The following is a 17,803-nucleotide window of genomic DNA, read 5'->3' as shown; positions in this document are numbered from 1 at the left end:
GCCGACGCGCTCCGCCCGGTAGGCGAGAATCGACATCGTGATATCGCCAACGACTCCGACCCAAGGCTCGAGTGAGGGCTTCCGTTCCGGGTTCGCCTGCTTCATCGGACGGCCCAACGTGGGCAAGTCCACCCTCATGAACGCCCTCGTCGGCACGAAGGTGGCCATCACGAGCAGCCGTCCGCAGACGACCCGGCGGGCCATCCGGGGCATCGTGCACCGGCCCGACGCGCAGCTGATCATCGTGGACACCCCCGGGCTGCACAAGCCGCGCACCCTGCTGGGGGAGCGGCTGGACAGCCTGGTCCGCTCCACGCTGACCGAGGTCGACGTGATCGGCTTCTGCATCCCCGCCGACCAGCCGGTCGGCCCCGGCGACAAGTTCATCGCCCGTGAGCTCGCCAACGTGGGCCGGACCCCGGTCGTGGCCATCGTGACCAAGGCCGACCTGGCCTCCCGGCAGCAGCTCGCCGAGCAGCTGCTGGCCGTCGGTCGGCTGGGGCCGTGGGCCGACATCGTGCCCGCCTCGGCGGTGGGCCGGCCCGAGGGGGAGCGCGGCGGGGGCCCGTACCAGCTCGACGTCGTCTCCGACGTGCTGGTGAGCCACCTGCCCGGCGGGATGCCGCTCTACCCGGAGGGCGACCTGACCGACGAGCCCGAGCAGCTGCTGGCCGCGGAGCTGATCCGGGAGGCCGCGCTCGAGGGCGTACGCGACGAGCTGCCGCACTCGATCGCCGTGGTGGTCGACGACATGGCACCGCGCGAGGGCAGGGACGACCTGATCGACATCTACGCGCACCTGTTCGTCGAGCGGCCCAGCCAGAAGGGCATCCTGATCGGGCACAAGGGCGAGCGGCTCAAGGACGTCGGCACCCGGGCCCGCAAGCAGATCGAGGCGCTGCTCGGCACCAAGGTCTTCCTGGACCTGCGGATCAAGGTCGCCAAGGACTGGCAGCGTGACCCCAAACAGCTGCGGCGCCTGGGGTTCTACGACTGATCGCGGGCGGCTGGCTTTACCTTCTCGGGTGAAATGTCCAACGTTTGCCGCGATGCTGCGCCAGGATCGGTAGTTTGTGCAGAGGCAGTAGTGACGCCGGAGGTCGTTTTGATCATCATTTTCGGACTGCGTGTGATCTTCTCCACGCTGGGTGACGGGCTGTTCCACTGCCCGCACTGCGGTGTGGACCGCCAGTACCGCAGGCGCTCCGGCAGGCGCTTCTTCACCCTCTTCTTCATCCCGGTCATCCCGCTGAACAAGACCGGCGAGTTCGTCGAGTGCTCGGTGTGCCACAGCCGCTACGACGTCGCGGTGCTCCAGGTGCCGACCACCGCCCAGCTGACGGCGATGCCGGCGATGGTGCTGCGGACGGCGATCTCCGAGGTCCTGCGGGCCGGGGACGTCACCCACCGCGACGCCCGCGAGCGGGCGCTGGCCGTGGTGCGCGAGGCCGGGGACCACGGCTACGACGACGCCGCCCTCGACCGGGACCTGGTACGTCCCTTCGAGGAGGTCCGGACCGAGCTGTCCCGGGCGTCGTCGGCGCTGGCGCCCGAGGCGCGGGAGAACTTCTTCGCCGAGGTGGTCCGGATCGCCCTGATCGACGGCCCGCTGACCGAGTCGGAGCGGGAGACCCTGCTGGTGGCGGGGGCCGACCTCCACCTCACCCGGGTCCAGGTCTCCGGAGTGATCGCGCTGGTCGAGCGGGAGGCGGCCCGATGAAGACCGCTCTGGTCCGCCCGCCCGGCCCGCGGCTGGCCGACGGGCTCGTCACCCACATCGACCGGCGGCCCGTCGACCCCGTGCTGGCCGCCGCGCAGCACGAGGCCTACGTCGCCGCGCTGGAGGACGCCGGCTGGCGGGTACGGATCGTCACCCCGGCCGACGACCTGCCCGACGCGCCGTTCGTCGAGGACACCGTCGTGGTCTGCGGGGAGCTGGCCGTCCTGGGCCGCTCGGGGGCCGCGGAGCGCCGCGCGGAGGTGCCCGGCACCGAGAAGGCCGTGCGCGACCTGGGTCTGGAGGTCGTGCTGATCGACGCGCCCGGCACGCTGGACGGCGGAGACGTGCTGCAGGTCGGCGACACCGTCTACGTCGGCCGCTCGGGCCGCACCAACGAGGACGCGGTCTGCCAGCTCGCCCGGGTCCTCGGCGGAGTCGGCCGCCGGGTGGTCCCGGTCGAGGTCAGCGGCTGCCTGCACCTGAAGAGCGCGATGACCGCGCTGCCGGACGGGACCCTGATCGGCCTGCCCGACCTGGTGGACACCTCGGTGCTGCCCGGGCTGCGGGTGGCGCCCGAGCCGTCCGGGGCGCACGTGCTGATCCTCGGCGAGGACCACGTGCTCCTGGCCGCGTCCGCGCCGCGCACCGCCGAGCGGCTGCGTGCCGAGGGCCTGCGGGTCACCGTCGTGGACATCAGCGAGTTCGAGGCGCTGGAGGCCTGCGTGACCTGCCTCAGCGTGCTCATCCCCGGTTAACCGGCCGTTCATCCGGGCGGCTGCCGGTGCGGCGGGCTGACCTGTCGCTATGCCATTATCTGGCAACCTTCTTTGTCGTCCGGGCCGGTATATGGGCATCTTTCACGGTGGAACGTGCCAGCCGTGAGGAGTTGGTAGTGCTCAATTAACACGTCGGATGATTCCCGGAAATCTCCCTCAGCAGACTTGTGGCCAGAAAGCAGTGCGGGGTCGCATCTGTAAGGGAGTGGAACTTGCACAGAACATCCTGGCGGGCCGTCATTTCGGTGGTCGCGGTATCGGCGCTGACGCTGACCGCGTGCGGCGGGGAAAAGAAAGAGGACGGCGGCACCGCATCGAGCGGTCACACCATCAAGGTCGGCGTTCTCCACTCACTGAGCGGCACGATGGCCATCAGCGAGGTGACCGTCAAGAACTCCGAACTCATGGCGATCGAAGAGATCAACGCCGCCGGCGGTGTGCTCGGCAAGAAACTCCAGCCGGTCGTCGAGGACGGCGCCTCCGACTGGCCGACCTTCGCCGAGAAGGCGCAGAAGCTCATCAGGAAGGACAAGGTCGCCACGGTCTTCGGCGGCTGGACCTCGGCCAGCCGCAAGGCGATGCTCCCCGTCTTCGAGCGCAACAAGGCACTGCTGTGGTACCCCGTGCAGTACGAGGGGCTGGAGAGCTCGCCGTACATCTATTACACCGGCGCCACCACCAATCAGCAGATTATCCCCGGGCTCGACTATCTGAAGGAAAAGGGCAAGAAGAAGATCTTCCTGGTGGGTAGCGACTACGTTTTCCCGCGTACCGCCAATAAGGAGATCAAGGCCTATGCGAAGGCGAACGGGCTGTCCATTCTGGGTGAGGAGTACACGCCGCTCGGCACCACCGAATACAGCACGCTCGTCAACAAGGTCATGCAGGCGAAGCCCGACGCCGTTTTCAATACCCTGAACGGCGACAGCAATGTGGCCTTCTTCAAGCAGCTGAAGAGCGTCGGGGCCACCGCCGGCTCGCTGCCGGTCATGTCGGTGAGCATCGCCGAGGAGGAGGTCAAGGGCATCGGCGTCGACAACATCGCCGGCCAGCTCGTGGCCTGGAACTACTACCAGACGACCCCGGGCAGGACCAACGACACGTTCGTCAAGGCGTTCAAGGCCAAGTACGGCGCCGACAAGGTGACCTCCGACCCGATGGAGGCCGGCTACAACGCGGTCCACCTGTGGGCGGCGGCGGTCAAGAAGGCCGGCACCACCGAGGTCGAGGCCGTCAAGAAGGCCGCCGGCGGCATCTCCATGGACCTGCCCGAGGGCAAGGTCACCATCGACGGCGCGAACCACCACATGTTCAAGACCGCCCGCATCGGCGTCATCCAGAAGGACGGCACGATCAAGGAGGTCTGGAACTCCGGCAAGCCGATCCAGCCGGACCCGTACCTGAAGGGCTACCCCTGGGCCACCGGGCTGTCCTGACACCGCGCGAGAGGGGGGCACCGAGGAGCTCACATGGACGCATTCGCGAGTCAGCTGCCGATCGGCCTCAGCATCGCCGCGGTGCTGCTGCTGATCGCACTGGGCCTGACCTTCACGTTCGGCCAGATGGGCGTGATCAACATGGCCCACGGCGAGTTCATCATGACCGGCGCGTACACGGCGTACATGCTGCAGGACTGGACCGGCCGGGCGGCGGTCCCGGTCGCGCTGCCGGTGGCGTTCGTCATCGCCGGCACGATGGGCCTGATCCTGGAGCGGGTGGCCATCCGCCGGTTCTACGGAAGACCGCTGGACACCCTGCTGCTCACCTGGGGGGTCAGCCTGGTCCTCCAGCAGCTCGCACGTGATCTCTTCGGTGCCCCCAACGTCCAGGTGCTCGCGCCGGCCTGGCTGGGCGGCGGGGTGAAGATGTTCGGCGCGCGGTTCCCCAACACCCGGCTGTTCATCCTGGCCCTGGCGGTGCTCTCCGTGATCGCCGTCTGGGCGTACATGAACCGCTCGCGGCAGGGCCGCCGGATGCGGTCGGTCATGCAGAACCGCCAGCTCGCCGCGTGCAGCGGCGTCAACACCGCGCGGGTCGACCAGCTGACCTTCTTCATCGGCTCCGGGCTGGCCGGGATCGCGGGGGTCGCGCTCACGCTGATCGGCCCCATCGGCCCCAACCTCGGCACCTACTACATCGTCGACGCCTTCCTCGTGGTGGTGGCCGGCGGGCTGGGCCAGCTGCGCGGGGCGGTCATCGCCGCGCTGACCCTCGGGCTGCTCAACTCCTACGCCGAGTTCTGGACCGACGCCAGCCTGGCCAAGGTGATCGTGTTCGCGGGCATCGTGGCCTTCCTGCAGGCCCGACCGCAGGGCCTGTTCGTCCTGCGCACCCGGGCGCTGACATGAGCGCCCGGCTGCGCGGGTACGCGCTGTTCGCGGTGGTGGCCCTGCTGGTGCTGGCGGTCGCGCCGGTGGCCCTGGACCCCTTCCGGCTCGGGCTGCTGGCGAAGTACCTCTGCTTCGCCATCGCCGCGCTCGGCATCGGGCTGGCCTGGGGCCAGGGCGGCATGCTGACCCTGGGCCAGGGGGTGTTCTTCGGCCTCGGCGGCTACTCGATGGCGATGTACCTCAAACTGCACGACGCCGGGCCGGGCGCGCTGCCCGACTTCATGGTGTGGAGCGGGGTGGAGCGGCTCCCGCTGCTGTGGAAGCCGTTCTCCAGCCCGGTGGTGGCGATCGCCGCCGCGGTCGTGGTGCCGGTGCTGGCCGCGGTGCTGCTGGGCCTGCTGGTGTTCCGGCAGCGGGTCCGGGGGGCGTACTTCGCGATCCTCAGCCAGGCCCTCGCCGCCGCCTTCGTCATCTGGCTGGTCGGCCAGCAGGGGCTGACCGGCGGCACCAACGGCCTCACCCACTTCTACGACGTCTTCGGGTACGACCCGGAGGAGGACGGCACCAAGCGGATCCTGTACTTCGTCGTGGCGGTCGTGCTGGGCCTGCTCTACCTGCTCGCCCGGCAGCTGGTGAAGAGCCGGTTCGGCCGGCTGCTGGTGGCCGTCCGCGACGGTGAGGACCGGGTCCGGTTCCTCGGCTACAACCCGGCCACCGTCAAGACGATCACCTTCGCGGTCTCGGCCGCGATGGCCGGCATCGCCGGTGCCCTCTACGTGCCGGTGGTCGGCATCATCTCGCCGTCGCTGCTGGGCGTGGTGCCGTCGATCGAGCTGGTCGTCGCGGTGGCGATCGGCGGCCGGTTCGCGCTGGGCGGGGCGGTGCTGGGCGGGGTGCTGCTGAACTGGGCGCACACCACCTTCAGCGAGCAGTACCCCGGCGGCTGGGTCTACCTGCAGGGCTTCATGTTCATCCTCGTCATCATGCTGGCGCCCAGGGGCGTGGTCGGTCTCGCCGCCCGGCTCGGCGAAGTGATCACCCGGCGGCGCCGCAGGCCCCCGCCGGAGCAGGCCGCGCCGGCGGAGCTCACCGAGGAGGTGGCCACGGTATGAGCGCCCTGCTGGAGATCCGCGGGCTGGAGGTCGTCTTCGACGGGTTCCGGGCCGTCAACGGGATCGACCTCACCGTCGACAGCGGCGAGCTGCGGTTCCTGATCGGCCCCAACGGCGCGGGCAAGACCACGCTCATCGACGTGATCACCGGGTTGACCAAGCCCGCCGCGGGCTCGGTCACCTTCGGCGGCACGTCACTGGTCGGCCGCAAGGAGCACCGGATCGTGCGGCTGGGCATCGGCCGGACCTTCCAGACCTCGGTGGTCTTCGAGGAGCTGACGGTGGTGGAGAACCTCGACCTGGCCGCGAGCTTCCGCCGCCCCCTGGTCACGCTGCTGCGGCAGCGCCGGGCCGTCTCCGCCGCGGTGGCGGCCGCTTTGGAGACCATCGGCCTCGGTGACCTCGCGGACCGTCCCGCGGGGTGCTCTCGCACGGCCAGCGGCAGTGGCTGGAGATCGGCATGCTCATCGCCCAGCAGCCCAGGCTGCTGCTCCTGGACGAGCCGGTGGCCGGGATGAGCCAGGACGAGCGCGAGCGCACCGGAGAGCTGCTCACCGAGATCGCCAAGGACCACACGGTGATCGTGGTCGAGCACGACATGGAGTTCCTGCGGCGGTACGCCTCGCAGGTCACGGTCCTGCACGAGGGCGCGGTCCTGGTCGAGGGCGACGTCGCCACCGTCCAGGCCGACCCCCGCGTACAGGAGGTCTATCTGGGCCGGTCCAGGGACGAGAGGGCGGCGTGAGCGCGGGCACGAGGGACGAGAGGGCGGGCGCCTGATGCTGGAGGTCACCGGACTGGAGGCGGCGTACGGCCGGGCCCGCGTGCTGTTCGGCGTGGACGTGTCCGTGCCCGCCGGGGCGCTGATGTGCGTGATGGGCCGCAACGGCGTCGGCAAGACGACCCTGCTCAACTCGATCATGGGAGTGCTGGCGCCGGCCGCCGGCACGGTGGTGTTCGACGGCAGGGACGTCACCCGGATGAAGACCTTCGAGCGCGTGCGGCTCGGCATGGGCTACGTCCCGCAGGGCCACGAGACCTTCCCGCAGCTCACGGTCTGGGAGAACCTCCAGGTGACGTTGGAGGCGACCGGCCATCGGGACCGGGCCGCGATCGACGAGGCCCTCGAGGTCTTCCCGCGGCTCACCGGGCTGCTCAAGCGCCGGTCCGGATTCCTGTCCGGCGGCCAGCAGCAGCAGCTGGCCATCGCCCGGGCGCTGGTGACCCGGCCGCGGATGCTCATCCTGGACGAGCCGACCGAGGGCATCCAGCCGTCGATCGTCATCGAGATCGAGGAGGCCATCGAGCGGCTGCACCGCGAGAAGGGGATCTCGGTGCTGCTGGTCGAGCAGTACCTGGAGCTCGCCCTGCGGCTGGCCGACGCCTTCGTGATCCTCGAAGGCGGCGTCGTCCAGCACTCCGGCTCGGCCGAGGACCTCCGCGACGACAAGGTCAAACGCCTCCTCGCGATCTGATCCCCACCCCGTCCGTGCATGATCACGGACGGGAAGGGTGGGGTGTCCGGGTCTGGTCGTGTCTCGATTGCCGGGGCACGGGCGATGTCTGTTACCTTTGGACCGTGTTCTGCGAGCTGCTCCTCCTTAGGCGCCGCGGCGGGGGCCTGTAAAAGGTCGGCTCCCTCGTCGCGGGACTGTGACGCGCCCGTCGGCCGCAGGAACGCCACCCAGAGGGAGCACCACTTCAATGTTCGCGCAGCGACCCAGCGGCATGCCCATCGAGCGCTACCGCCCCCATCCCGCGGTTCATCTGCCCGACCGCACCTGGCCCGGCAACACGATCACCAAGGCCCCGCGCTGGCTCTCCACCGACCTGCGCGACGGCAACCAGGCACTGATCGACCCGATGAGCCCGGACCGCAAGCTGAAGATGTTCGAGCTGCTGGTCCGCATGGGTTACAAGGAGATCGAGGTCGGGTTCCCGGCGGCCAGCCAGACCGACTTCGACTTCGTCCGGCAGCTCATCGAGCAGGACAGGGTCCCCGACGACGTGCGCATCTCGGTGCTGACCCAGGCCCGCGAGGAGCTGATCGAGCGGACCGTGCAGTCGCTGGCCGGTGCCGCGCAGGCCACCGTGCACCTCTACAACGCCACCGCGCCGCTGTTCCGCCGGGTGGTGTTCGACATCGACCAGGACGAGTGCAAGGCCCTGGCGGTCCGGGGCACCGAGCACGTCATGAAGTTCGCCGAAGAGTACCTGGGCGGCACCGACTTCGGCTACGAGTACTCGCCCGAGATCTTCATCGACACCGAGCTGGAGTTCGCCGCCGAGGTCTGCGAGGCGGTGATGGACGTGTGGCAGCCCGGACCGGGCCGGGAGATCGTCATCAACCTGCCGTCCACCATCGAGCGTTCCACTCCCAACGTCTACGCCGACCAGATCGAGTGGATGAGCCGCACCCTGACCCGGCGTGAGCACGTGGCCCTGTCGGTGCACCCGCACAACGACCGGGGCACCGCCGTCGCCTCCGCGGAGCTGGCGGTCATGGCCGGCGCCGACCGGGTCGAGGGCTGCCTGTTCGGCAACGGCGAGCGCACCGGCAACGTCTGCCTGGTGACGCTGGGCATGAACCTCTTCTCCCAGGGCGTCGACCCGCAGATCGACTTCTCCGACATCGACGAGATCCGCCGTACCGTCGAGTACTGCAACCAGATCCCGGTGCACGAGCGGCACCCGTACGCCGGCGACCTGGTCTACACCTCGTTCTCCGGCTCGCACCAGGACGCCATCAAGAAGGGCTTCGCGGCCCTCGACGCCGACGCCGCCGCGGCGGGCGTGCCGGTGGAGCAGGTCCGCTGGCAGCTGCCCTACCTGCCCATCGACCCGCACGACGTGGGACGCACCTACGAGGCGGTCATCCGCGTCAACAGCCAGTCCGGCAAGGGCGGCGTGGCCTACATCATGCAGGCCGAGCACTCCATGGACCTGCCGCGCCGGCTGCAGATCGAGTTCTCCCGGGTGGTCCAGGACCACACCGACTCCGAGGGCGGCGAGGTCACCGCCGACCGGATGTGGGAGATCTTCGAGGGCGAGTACCTCCGCAACGGCGCCCGGATCGGGCTGCTGGCGCACCGCGCGTCCTCGCAGGGCGACGCCGCGACCGGGCGCGGCGCGAAGTACCTCCTCAACGTCGACGTCCGGGTCGACGGTGAGATCCGCGAGATCGAGGGCGTCGGCAACGGGCCGATCTCGGCGTTCGTCACCGCGCTGGCGACGGTAGGCGTCGACGTACGCGTGCTGGACTACAACGAGCACGCGCTGAGCTCGGGCGGCGACGCCAAGGCCGCCGCCTACGTGGAGTGCCAGGTCGGCGGCAAGGTGCTGTGGGGGGTCGGCGTCGACGCCAACATCGTCACCGCCTCACTGAAGGCCGTGCTGTCGGCGATCAACCGGGCCGCCCGAATCTGAACACCCGAGAACTCGGTCATGACGGTGTGAACCACCGGGCGTGGCCGCTGCATGGGCCTCGGCCGTGACGATCTCGCGGCCGAGGCCCATCGCATTCGCGCCCGCCGGTGCGCCGCGGCCCGGTGGCCGCGGCCCCGTGCGGCGCGCTAGTGCGCCAGGACGTGATGGACGAGCTCCCGCAGCGGACCGGTCAGCCGGTTCTCTCCGACGACCACCGTGCGTCCATCGACGTCTATCTCGTAGAGGAATTGGTCCGGGACCCGGCCGGGTTGCGGGATCGCGTCGAGATCGACCCGCGAGACGAGCCCGCACAGGACCGGATCGGAGGTCGTGTCGGCCTCCCCGCGCCGCTCGATCCCGGCGAATCCACCGGTTCGGACCACGGTCACCTTCATGTCGTGACGCCTACCCCCGCCCAGGCGTCCCGTACCGCGCCGGCCTCGGTGCTCGACGGGCCGTACAACCGCGTCGCCGTCGCCACCGTGGCCGCCGCGAACGCGGCGAAGTCCGCGCTGGAGGTCAGTGACCCGCCCGTGAGCGTGTCGTACCAGATCTGGCCGGCCTTCTCCCAGGCGTTGCCCCCGAGCTCCGCGGCGGCCAGGTAGAAGGCCCGGTTGGGGATGCCGGAGTTGATGTGCACCCCGCCGTTGTCGCGGTAGGTGTGCACGAACTGGTCCATGTGCCCGGGCTGCGGGTCCTTGCCCAGCTGGGGGTCGTCGTAGGCGGTGCCCGGCTCCTTCATGGAGCGCAGCGCCACCCCGTTGACCCCCGGCGCGAGCAGGCCCGCGCCGATCAGCCAGTCGGCGTCGTCGCTGGTCTGGCCGAGGTGGTGCTGCTTGATCAGTGAGCCGAAGACGTCCGAGAGCGACTCGTTGAGCGCACCGGACTGGCCGTAGTACTCCAGCTCCGCGGTGTACTGGGTGACCCCGTGGGTGAGCTCGTGCCCGGTGACGTCGAGCGGCCCGGTGAAGGCGAGGAACAGCGTGCCGTCACCGTCGCCGTACACCATCTGCTCGCCGTTCCAGAAGGCGTTGTCGTAGCCGCTGCCGTAGTGCACCGTCGAGATCATCGGCAGCCCCGCGCCGTCGATGGAGTTGCGGCCGTAGACCTCCGAGTAGAAGGTGAAGGTGGCGCCGAGCCAGTCGTAGTTCTGGTCGACGACCTCGTCGCCGGTCGGGGCGCCGCCCTCCTTGCGCACGGTCTGGCCAGGCATCTCCTCCAGGTTCTTGGCGTCCTTGATGGTCCGGTCGGGTTCGGCGGCGGCCTCGACCGCCGCGACGGGCGCGACGAGCGTCATGCGGCGCTCGGTGCGCTGTGCCGTGTCCGTGATGAGGGACCGGCGTGCGAGATCTCGGAGCTCCGGGTCGGTGCTGCGCGTGGCGACCCGCTCCAGGATGTGGGGGGGAACGATCGTGCATCTCATGGGTCCACGCTGCCATCCAACGGTGATTCAAGCCACAGATCCGGCCGAGTCCGTGGGACCGGAACCGGTCGCGATCCGTCGGCGGCCGGACGCGATGGGTGGTGTCCCGGCCCGCCGGTCCGGTGGGGGACAATGATCCGGTGACCCTCTACCGCGACGAAGGCATCGTCCTGCGCACCCAGAAGCTGGGCGAGGCCGATCGCATCGTGACGCTGCTGACCCGGCGCACCGGCCGGGTGCGGGCGGCGGCCAAGGGGGTGCGCAAGACCAAGTCGCGGTTCGGGGCCCGGCTGGAGCCGTTCTCCCATGTCGACGTGCAGCTGTATGAACGGCGCTCGCTCGACCTGATCACGCAGGCGGAGACGATCCGGCCCTACGGCGGGCCGCTCGTGGCGGACTATCCGCGCTACACCGCGGGCACCGCGATGCTGGAGACCGCGGAGAAGCTCACCAGCGAGGAGAAGGAGCCCGCGCTGCGCCAGTTCCTGCTGCTCGTCGGGGGGCTGCGGACGCTGGTGGAGGCGAGCCACGATCCACGCCTGGTGCTGGACGCCTACCTGCTGCGCTCGCTGTCGGTCGCGGGGTGGGCGCCGGCGCTGGACGAGTGCGCCCGCTGCGGGGTCCGGGGCGGGCTCAAGGCCTTCCTGATCTCGGCGGGCGGTGCGGTCTGCGGCTCCTGCCGCCAGCCGGGCGCGGCCACCCCGGCCTCGCCCACCTTCGAGCTGATGCTGGCGCTGCTGCGCGGGGAGTGGGGGCACGCCGACGAGAGCGAACCCCGCCACCGGGTAGAGTGCAGCGGCCTCGTCGCCGCCTATCTGCAGTGGCACCTCGAACACGGGATCAGGTCGCTCAGGCATGTGGAACGGGAGTCACCGCGTCCCCGGACACCGCCGGACGCCGGAATCACGAAGGACAGGGAGTCGGTGTGAGCAGGGCCGTTTCGCCGCCGGATCCGCACCCCAGCGGTGCCCGGCCGCCGGCGATACCGAAGGAGTTCGTGCCCCGGCACGTGGCCATCGTGATGGACGGCAACGGGCGGTGGGCCAAGCAGCGCGGGCTGCCTCGCACCGAGGGCCACAAGATGGGGGAGTACGCCCTCTTCGACGTGATCATGGGGGCGATCGAGCTGGGCGTCCCCTACCTGTCGGCGTACGCCTTCTCCACCGAGAACTGGAAGCGCTCACCCGACGAGGTGCGCTTCCTCATGGGCTTCAACCGGGACGTCATCCGCCGCCGCCGCGACCAGCTGAACGACATGGGCGTACGGGTGCGCTGGGCCGGCCGCCGGCCGAAGCTGTGGCGCAGCGTCATCAGCGAGCTCGAGGACGCCGAGCGGATGACGCGCGGCAACGACGTGCTGACCCTGCAGTTCTGCGTGAACTACGGCGGCCGGGCCGAGATCGCGGACGCGGCGGCGGCGATCGCCCGTGACGTCGTGGCCGGCCGGCTCAACCCGGACAAGATCAGCGAGAAGGTCTTCGCCCGCTACCTGTACCAGCCGGAGATCCCCGAGGTCGACCTCTTCCTGCGGCCCTCGGGCGAGCAGCGCACCTCCAACTACATGGTCTGGCAGTCGGCGTACGCGGAGCTGGTCTTCCAGGACACCCTGTGGCCGGACTTCGACCGGCGCCACCTCTGGCATGCCTGCGAGGTGTACGCCGGCCGGGACCGGCGTTACGGCGGAGCCGTGCCGAACGAGCTGCCCGGAGTGGACGCCCGGATCGACGGGCAGAACGGGCAGGTCAACGGGCAGGCCGCCCGGGGCTGATCCCGCCGGGGCCGGCCTCGCCCGGGTGCCGGGTCAGCCCGCGGCGCAGCCGGGGCAGATGCCGAATACCTCGACGGTGTGCGTGACGCCGATGAAGCCGTGCTCGGCTCCGACGGCCTCCGCCCAGCGTTCCACGGCGGGCCCCTCGACCTCCACCGTGCGGCCGCAGCTGCGGCAGACCAGATGGTGATGGTGTTCCTCGGTCGCGCACGCGCGGTAGACGGCCTCGCCGTCGTCGGTGCGCAGGACGTCGACCTCGCCGGAGTCGCTGAGCGCCTGCAACGCCCGGTAGACCGTGGTCAGGCCGATTTTGGAGCCTTCGGCGCGCAGGTCGGCGAAGATGTCCTGTGCGCTGCGGAAGCCCGCGCTGGCCGCGAGCGCTCGCCGCACCGTGTCCTGCCGTGTCGTCACCTTCCCACCTCCGCCCCTGAATCTACTGCCCCGGCATCCGGCGGCGGAGCCGCTCGCTGCCGGTCGTCGGCGGCCGTTCGCCCGCGGCGGAGCAGCCGCCCCGCCGTCACGGCCACCATGAACAGGGCGAGTGCGAGCAGCACGATCGCGGGCCCGGGGGACAGGTCGCGCTGGAAACCGGCGTACAGGCCGCCCACGGCGGAGAACACACCGAAGACCATGGCCAGCCCGACGGTGGTCTTGAACCCCCGGGTGATCTGCTGGGCGGCGGCCACCGGGACCACCATCAGCGCGCTCACCAGCAGCAGCCCCACGACGCGCATGGCGATCACGACGGTCATCGCCGCGGTCACCGCCAGCAGCAGGCTCAGGAACCGCACCGGCAGGCCGCTGGCCCGGGCGACCTCCTCGTCCTGGCAGAGCAGGAACAGCTCCCGCCCGAACACGCCCATCACCACCAGGACGCCGGCGGCCAGCGCCACGATGACGTACAGGTCGTGGGAGGAGACGCTGCTGATCGACCCGAACAGGTAGCCCAGCAGGTTGGCCGTGCTGCCCCCCGGCGCGAGATTGGTGAGCAGCACGCCCCCGGCGATGCCGCCGTAGAAGAGCAGGGCGAGCGCCACGTCGGCCCCGGTGCGGCCACGGGCCCGCAGCACCTCGATGGCGACGGCGCCCAGCGCCGACACCACGACCGCGGTGAGCACCGGCGACGTGCTGGTGATGAGCCCCAGGGCGACCCCGGTGAGGGCGATGTGACCGATGCCGTCGCCGAGCAGGGCCAGCTTGCGCTGCACGATGAACGTGCCGACGACCGGGGCGGCGACGCCGATGAGCACCGCGGCGAGCAGCGCGCGGCGCATGAAGTCGTAGTCGAGGATCTCCAGCAGGCCGGTCACGCGGGCTCCCAGGTGGTGAGCGATGAGGGGCCGGCGGCCGGCCCGTGCGGATGCAGGTGCTCGTGGCCGGGAGCGGCGCACTCGCCCTCCGGGGCGGGCGGGGCGCCCTCGTGCGCGATCCGGCCGGCGTCCAGCACCACGGCCCTGGTGATCATCGGCTCCATCGGCCCCAGCTCGTGGGCGACCAGGACGAGAGTGCGGCCCTGGCCGACCAGCTCGCGCAGGGTCTCCGCGAGGGCCTGCTGGCTCGCCGCGTCGACGCCGGCCGTGGGCTCGTCCATGACGAAGGCGTCCGGCTCGCCGGCCAGGGCACGGGCGATCAGGACCCGCTGCTGCTGGCCGCCGGACAGCTGGTGGGCCGGGTCCCGGGCGCGGTCCGCCATCCCGACGGTCTCCAGCGCCCGCTGGACCGCCGCCCGGTCGGCGGCCGAGAACGGCCGGAACCGGGACTGCCGGGCGATCCGCCCGGAGGAGACGACCTCCCGGACCGTGGCGGGGACCCCGCCGCCCACGGTCAGCCGCTGCGGGACGTACCCGACGCGTTCCCACTGCCGGAACCTCGACGGCACCGCACCGTAGATCTCGGTCCGCCCGGCCGCGAGCGGGACCAGCCCGAGCAGGGCCCGGACCAGGGTGGACTTGCCCGAGCCGTTTGGGCCGAGGAGGGCGACCACCTCACCGGGCCCGACCCGCAGGTCGATGCCGCGCAGCACCTCGCGGCCGTCCAGCCGGACGCGGCCGCCGGTCATGGCGAAGACGGGGGCCGGTGCCCCGGCGGGCGCCATCATGAGCAGTCCAGGGCGGTGCGCAGCGTCGTGAGGTTGTGCCGCATCACCGAGGCGTAGTCGTCCCTGGACCCCTGCGGCAGCCCCTCGATCGGGTCGAGCGTCGCGGTCCGCACCCCGGCCTCCTGGGCGAGGGTCTGGGCGACCTTCGGGCTGACCAGGGTCTCGGTGAAGACCGTGGTGACCCCGGTCCGGCGGATCTGCCGGGTGAGCTCGGCCAGCCGCTTGGGCGACGGCTCGGCCTCCGGGTCGATCCCGCTGACCGGCACCTGGGTCAGGCCGTAACGCTCGGCGAGATAGCCGAAGGCGGCGTGACTGGTGACGATGGTCTTCTGCGTGCAGGTGGCGAGCCCGGCGCGGAACTCTCCGTCGAGCGCCGTCAGCTCACCCGTCAGCGTGCGGGCGTTGGCCCGGTACGCCGTGGCGTGCGCCGGGTCGATCCGGGCCAGCCGCTCGCCCAGGGTCGTCGCCACGGTGGCCAGCCGGCTCGGGTCCAGCCAGAGGTGGGGGTCGTGGTGCCCCGGTCGCTGCTCGGTGCCGGCCGCCGGGAGGGTCTTCACCAGCGAGGCCGCGTCGAGCGAGGACGTGCGGGCGTGCTCGGCGACCGCCTGGTCGACAGCGGGCTGGAGGTCCTTGAGGTAGACCACGAGCCGGGCCTTGCCGACGTCCACGATCTGCCGGGGCGTCAGCTCCAGATCGTGCGGCTCGGTGCCGGGCTTGGTCAGCGTGGTGACGGCGGCGTTCCCGCCGCCGACCCGCTCGGCCAGCCAGGCCAGCGGATAGAACGAGCCGATCACCTGTGGCTTGCCGGAAGCGGCCGCGCCGCTCCCGCCGCAGGCCGCGGTGCACGCCAGCAGCAGGGTGAGCAGGGCGCCGGGTATCAGACCTCTAGTACTAAACACCCCTATAGTGTGAATGAAGATGAAAACGATTGTCAAAACTGCCGGAGGATGTGACCCGCGGCGAAGAGCAGCAGCACCCCGAGCGCGGCCAGCCTGAGCAGCCGCCCGCCCGCGTCGAGGCTCGGCCAGGACAGGTAGGCGAACCAGCCCAGGAAGACGGCGAGCACCAGCAGCGCGACGGCGCCGGGCCAGCCGGTGACCACCATGCCGATGAGCAGCAGGATTCCCATGGTGACCGGCAGTGCCCAGCGCGGAAGCTGGTGAAGGTAGACCATCGGGGTCGCGCTGCTCCGCTCCACCCGGGCCCGGAGCCCTCGATTCGCAGACATGGACGCCACCGTATGCCCCGGGCCGGTGCCCGCGCCGAACCGGCCCCGGCCGGGTGCGAGGATGGGCTCGTGATCGCGATAACCCGGTACCGGGTCCCCGCCGACGAGGCCGAGGTCTTCGCCGGCCAGGCCCGCGCCGTCCTCGAGGCGTTCTCGGCGTGCCGGGGGCACCGGTCCGGCCGGCTCGGCCGCGCCGCCGACGATCCCGAGCTGTGGGTCATGTACACCGAATGGGAGGGCGCGGGCTTCTACCGCCGGGCCCTCGGCGAAGTGCGCATGCTGGTCATACCGATGTCGGCGGGGGCCGTCGACGAACCGGGCGCCTTCGAGATCATCGCCTGAGCTCCCCGATCAAGACCGGGCCAAGGCCCGGTGAAAGATCCTCTCCGCCGGTGGCAACGCCGCGTGAGCGGGAACCACTTCCTGCGATCTTGACGTAGAGCCGTGGGGAGTAGGGATGCCGCATACCGTTCTTGCCGGATTTCTGGGGTTGGCGGCAGTGGTGTCCACCGTGTTCGTGATGCCGGCGGGGGCGGTGCGCACGGCGGTGGCGGCGATGACGGACACCGGCCCGCGGACCAGGATCGTCGAGTACGGCGGAGTACGGGTGAGCGTCCCGGCGGAGTGGCCGGTCTACCGGCTCGACCAGCAGCCCTCCCAGTGCGTGCGGTACGACCGGCACGCGGTCTACCTTGGGCGGGCGGGCGCGGACCAGGACTGCCCCGCGCGGATGGCCGGCCGGACCGAGACCCTGCAGATCGAGCCGCTGGACGAGCCGGCCGGGTCCCGCGCGCGCCCGCCGCGAGCCGCCACCGAGCCGGCGCCGGGCGAGCCGGAGGCCGGGGTGCCGCAGGCCGAGTTGCCGGACGGCACGGAGCCGGAGGCCGGGGCGCGCGAGGGCGCGGTGCCGGCGGAGGCCACCCCGGCACAGGAGGCCGCCCAGGAGATCAGGGTGGCGCTGCCCACGGCCGGAGTGCGGATGACCGGGACGTACGGCTCCGGCCGGGCGGTGATGGCGGACCTGATGCGAGGTGCCCGGATCCGGCCCTGGGTGCACAGGAGGCTGCCCTCGTTCCGGCCACCGGAGGCCCCCCGGCCGGAGTCCGGCATGCGGATCGCGGTGCCGTACCGGCCCGAGTGGCAGCCGGCGCGGGACCGGGAGCGGCGGCGCGAGTGGGCCACCGGCCCGGGGTTCGACGCCTGCACGGCTCCCTCGCGCGGGGCGATGGCCGCGTGGCGGAGGGCCTACCGGGTGGCGAACGTCTACATCGGCGGCGCCGCGCGCGGCTGCGCGCAGCCCAACCTGAACCGGGACTGGGTGCGCGACGTGCGCCGGATGGGCTACCGGCTGATCCCGACCTACGTGGGCCTGCAGGCGCCCTGCACGGGCTACCACAACCGGTTCACCGGGAAGAACGCCGACCGCAAGGGCGGCGCCGCCGCCACCGACGCCGTCCACCGGGCCAGGGCGCTGGGCATCCCGCGGGGGGAGCCGATCTACTACGACATGGAGGCCTACCCGAGCGAGCGGGGATGGTGCCGGCGGGCGGTGCTCAGGTTCGTGCACTCCTGGACCCGGCGGCTGCAGCGCAAGGGGTACGTCTCCGGGGTGTACGGCAGCGCGGGCTCGGGGGTGCAGGCCCTCGGCGAGGCGACCGGGATCACCAAGCCCGAGGCGATCTGGTTCGCGCGGTGGGACGGCCGGGCCCGGACCGCGGGCGGCCGCTATCTGCGCCGGTCCTGGTGGCAGCCGCACCGGCGGATCAAGCAGTACCGCGGCGGCCACCACGAGCGGCACGGCGGCTACACCCTCAACATCGACAGCAACGTCGTCGACGGGCTGGTGTACTGACTCGCGGCTCCAGGTCACGGTGCGGGGTGCGCGGGCGCTGCCGTAGAGACATGCGAAGGGCACCACTCAC

General features: G+C 71.2%; 19 protein-coding genes and 1 pseudogene. 13 read left to right on the top strand and 7 right to left on the bottom strand.

Annotated features, from left to right (window positions below; translation table 11 throughout):
• Positions 1-28: 28 nt before the first annotated feature.
• The 9 genes and pseudogenes from era (at position 29) to leuA (ending at position 9,364) form a co-directional block, all read left to right on the top strand.
• The gene (gene era, locus ACRYCC_RS35835) at positions 29-997 is read left to right on the top strand and encodes a GTPase Era (protein ID WP_433818469.1); all 969 of its coding nucleotides are present in this window, start codon (positions 29-31) and stop codon (positions 995-997) included.
• 108 nt (positions 998-1,105) lie between these two features.
• Entirely contained in the window at positions 1,106-1,720 is a 615-nt protein-coding gene (locus ACRYCC_RS35830; protein WP_433818394.1) for a zinc ribbon domain-containing protein, read from the top strand.
• The gene (ddaH, locus tag ACRYCC_RS35825) at positions 1,717-2,475 is read left to right on the top strand and encodes a dimethylargininase (protein ID WP_433818393.1); all 759 of its coding nucleotides are present in this window, start codon (positions 1,717-1,719) and stop codon (positions 2,473-2,475) included. The genes ACRYCC_RS35830 and ddaH overlap by 4 nt, the downstream gene beginning before the upstream one ends.
• A gap of 233 nt (positions 2,476-2,708) precedes the next feature.
• On the top strand, positions 2,709-3,932 hold the full coding sequence (urtA, locus tag ACRYCC_RS35820; protein ID WP_433818391.1) for an urea ABC transporter substrate-binding protein: 1,224 nt from the start codon (positions 2,709-2,711) through the stop codon (positions 3,930-3,932).
• A gap of 33 nt (positions 3,933-3,965) precedes the next feature.
• Positions 3,966-4,844: an urea ABC transporter permease subunit UrtB gene (urtB, locus tag ACRYCC_RS35815; RefSeq protein ID WP_433818390.1), complete on the top strand. Its 879-nt coding sequence runs from the start codon at positions 3,966-3,968 to the stop codon at positions 4,842-4,844.
• The gene (urtC, locus tag ACRYCC_RS35810) at positions 4,841-5,938 is read left to right on the top strand and encodes an urea ABC transporter permease subunit UrtC (protein ID WP_433818389.1); all 1,098 of its coding nucleotides are present in this window, start codon (positions 4,841-4,843) and stop codon (positions 5,936-5,938) included. The genes urtB and urtC overlap by 4 nt, the downstream gene beginning before the upstream one ends.
• Positions 5,935-6,683, top strand: a pseudogene (gene urtD / locus ACRYCC_RS35805) (urea ABC transporter ATP-binding protein UrtD). The gene urtC and the pseudogene urtD overlap by 4 nt, the downstream one beginning before the upstream one ends.
• A gap of 34 nt (positions 6,684-6,717) precedes the next feature.
• A complete protein-coding gene (gene urtE, locus ACRYCC_RS35800) occupies positions 6,718-7,413 on the top strand; it encodes an urea ABC transporter ATP-binding subunit UrtE (protein ID WP_433818387.1) in 696 nt (231 codons plus the stop codon).
• A 229-nt stretch (positions 7,414-7,642) separates the two neighbouring features.
• Positions 7,643-9,364 carry a 2-isopropylmalate synthase gene (gene leuA / locus ACRYCC_RS35795; protein ID WP_433818386.1) on the top strand — a complete coding sequence of 574 codons (1,722 nt, stop codon included), beginning with the start codon at positions 7,643-7,645 and terminating at the stop codon, positions 9,362-9,364.
• Between the two features lie 146 nt (positions 9,365-9,510).
• Here leuA and ACRYCC_RS35790 read toward each other — a convergent pair whose 3' ends face one another.
• Both ACRYCC_RS35790 and ACRYCC_RS35785 read right to left on the bottom strand, forming a co-directional pair.
• Complete coding sequence (locus ACRYCC_RS35790) at positions 9,511-9,759, bottom strand: protealysin inhibitor emfourin (RefSeq protein ID WP_433818385.1); 249 nt, start codon at positions 9,757-9,759, stop codon at positions 9,511-9,513.
• Positions 9,756-10,787 carry a M4 family metallopeptidase gene (locus ACRYCC_RS35785; RefSeq protein ID WP_433818383.1) on the bottom strand — a complete coding sequence of 344 codons (1,032 nt, stop codon included), beginning with the start codon at positions 10,785-10,787 and terminating at the stop codon, positions 9,756-9,758. The genes ACRYCC_RS35790 and ACRYCC_RS35785 overlap by 4 nt, the downstream gene beginning before the upstream one ends.
• A gap of 140 nt (positions 10,788-10,927) precedes the next feature.
• Here ACRYCC_RS35785 and recO point away from each other — a divergent pair, with 140 nt between their 5' ends.
• A complete protein-coding gene (recO, locus tag ACRYCC_RS35780) occupies positions 10,928-11,716 on the top strand; it encodes a DNA repair protein RecO (RefSeq protein WP_433818382.1) in 789 nt (262 codons plus the stop codon).
• Complete coding sequence (locus ACRYCC_RS35775) at positions 11,713-12,555, top strand: isoprenyl transferase (RefSeq protein ID WP_433818381.1); 843 nt, start codon at positions 11,713-11,715, stop codon at positions 12,553-12,555. Before recO ends, ACRYCC_RS35775 begins: the two co-directional genes overlap by 4 nt.
• Before the next feature lie 33 nt (positions 12,556-12,588).
• Here the strand turns inward: ACRYCC_RS35775 and ACRYCC_RS35770 are convergent, their stop codons facing one another.
• Genes ACRYCC_RS35770 through ACRYCC_RS35750 form a run of 5 tightly spaced genes read right to left on the bottom strand, consistent with a single transcriptional unit; the run spans position 12,589 to position 15,881 of the window.
• Positions 12,589-12,966: a Fur family transcriptional regulator gene (locus tag ACRYCC_RS35770; protein ID WP_433818380.1), complete on the bottom strand. Its 378-nt coding sequence runs from the start codon at positions 12,964-12,966 to the stop codon at positions 12,589-12,591.
• Complete coding sequence (locus ACRYCC_RS35765; protein WP_433818468.1) at positions 12,963-13,856, bottom strand: metal ABC transporter permease; 894 nt, start codon at positions 13,854-13,856, stop codon at positions 12,963-12,965. The genes ACRYCC_RS35770 and ACRYCC_RS35765 overlap by 4 nt, the downstream gene beginning before the upstream one ends.
• A 5-nt stretch (positions 13,857-13,861) precedes the next feature.
• Complete coding sequence (locus ACRYCC_RS35760; protein ID WP_433818378.1) at positions 13,862-14,653, bottom strand: metal ABC transporter ATP-binding protein; 792 nt, start codon at positions 14,651-14,653, stop codon at positions 13,862-13,864.
• Positions 14,650-15,552, bottom strand: coding sequence for a metal ABC transporter substrate-binding protein (locus tag ACRYCC_RS35755; protein WP_433818377.1), 903 nt, complete (start codon positions 15,550-15,552; stop codon positions 14,650-14,652). The genes ACRYCC_RS35760 and ACRYCC_RS35755 overlap by 4 nt, the downstream gene beginning before the upstream one ends.
• Before the next feature lie 32 nt (positions 15,553-15,584).
• Positions 15,585-15,881, bottom strand: coding sequence for a DUF6703 family protein (locus ACRYCC_RS35750; RefSeq protein ID WP_433818375.1), 297 nt, complete (start codon positions 15,879-15,881; stop codon positions 15,585-15,587).
• Between the two features lie 69 nt (positions 15,882-15,950).
• On the opposite strand from ACRYCC_RS35750, the gene ACRYCC_RS35745 reads away from it, so the two are divergent.
• Both ACRYCC_RS35745 and ACRYCC_RS35740 read left to right on the top strand, forming a co-directional pair.
• Complete coding sequence (locus ACRYCC_RS35745) at positions 15,951-16,223, top strand: antibiotic biosynthesis monooxygenase family protein (protein ID WP_433818373.1); 273 nt, start codon at positions 15,951-15,953, stop codon at positions 16,221-16,223.
• Positions 16,224-16,401: 178 nt separating this feature from the next.
• Positions 16,402-17,733 (top strand): glycoside hydrolase domain-containing protein, encoded by a 1,332-nt coding sequence (locus ACRYCC_RS35740; protein WP_433818466.1) that lies wholly within the window; start codon positions 16,402-16,404, stop codon positions 17,731-17,733.
• Positions 17,734-17,803 lie beyond the last annotated feature (70 nt).

Source organism: Actinomadura scrupuli (genome assembly GCF_050971785.1).
Taxonomy (GTDB): domain Bacteria; phylum Actinomycetota; class Actinomycetes; order Streptosporangiales; family Streptosporangiaceae; genus Actinomadura_E; species Actinomadura_E scrupuli.
This window is presented reverse-complemented; position numbering and strand designations above follow the sequence as displayed.